General features: G+C 65.7%; 1 protein-coding gene and 1 pseudogene. One reads left to right on the top strand and one right to left on the bottom strand.

The genetic code is table 11. From position 1 onward, the window contains the following. Positions 1-662, top strand: a pseudogene (locus tag ACIQVZ_RS42525) (integrase); the annotation flags it as partial. A gap of 7 nt (positions 663-669) precedes the next feature. On the opposite strand, the gene ACIQVZ_RS42520 reads toward ACIQVZ_RS42525, so the two are convergent. Then, on the bottom strand, positions 670-1,159 hold a 490-nt coding region (locus ACIQVZ_RS42520; RefSeq protein ID WP_402458582.1), incomplete at its 5' end, for a hypothetical protein.

Below are 1,159 nucleotides of genomic sequence, written 5' to 3'. Positions count from 1 at the left end.
TCACCGACCAGCCCAAGGCCCGAAAGCGCCGACTGGTCGTGCTCGGGCAGTTCTTCCGCTTCGCCCGGTCCCGGAAGATTGTCCTCGTCGATCCCGCCCGCGGTCTGACCTCCCGAGGACCGCGCGGTTTCACCGGGGCAACGCTGACACTTGATCAGCAGCGTGCGCTGTTCCGTCGATGGACCACCGCTCCGGATATCCATCCGCACGAGGCCCTGCTGGGCGTCCTTGCGTTGTTGCACGGCGCCTCAAGTCGCGAGGTCAAGATGCTCCAGACCGGTGATCTCGACCTGCGGGCGAGGACCGCCCGACTCGGCGACCGGCCGCATCCGGTGCCCTTGGACCCGGCGTCGTGGACCGTGGTCGAACACTGTCTGGCCCACCGAGAGGCTCAAAGGACCGGCAATCCGCATGTGATGGTCACCCGCCAAACGAAGTCCGGCCGAGGGCCGGCGTCTACCGCCTATGTCAGCCACGTCCTCGACGACTGCGGCTTCCCGCCCCGCATGATCCGCTGTACTCGCCTGCTCGACCTGGTCAACACGATGGACCCCAAGCTCGTTGCCGCTGCCTTCGGCATGGACCCTGAAGCCACCATGATCTATCTCGCCGACCACATCGACGAGACCCGCTTGTCGCAGTGGGAGACCCCAAGGACCTGATTTCCAGTCAGAGTTGATAGGGGTAGAGGGCGATCTTCTCTCGCTCGACATAGAGCTCGACCCAGGTGCCGGCGAACCCCTCCGGCAGTGGATCAGCCAGGTCCAGCAGGATCTGAGTGCCGCCCAAATCGAACAGAGCAGCACCGTCCTCCGTGGAGTTCAGCAGCCCCCGCAGGACGACGCAGTGCCCGCCCTGCCGGACCTCCGGCCCGGAACCGGCAGCGGGCTTGGCGTTCCGCCCCCAGACGACATCCTCGTCGAGCGTCCACTCAACGTGGTACGCGCCCGGCTCTGCCGCCGGATCCCCGCACCAGCGGACCGCAGTATGCCCGAAGGCCGTCTTGACCTGAGCCAGCAGCGGGCTCCCCGGGAATTTTGCGATCTTCTCTACCTCGACCAGCATCGTTCGATCATGCAGCATCGGCGTCATCGACGGAACCTGCCCCGTTTCGGCGCCACCTGGCACAGGTTCGCCGGAACATGTGCGCTTTTCCGAA

The sequence above is a fragment of the Kitasatospora sp. NPDC098663 genome (assembly GCF_044760075.1).
Lineage (GTDB): Bacteria > Actinomycetota > Actinomycetes > Streptomycetales > Streptomycetaceae > Kitasatospora.
The sequence above is the reverse complement of the archived record's forward strand: the minus strand, read 5'-3'. Positions and strand labels throughout refer to the sequence as shown.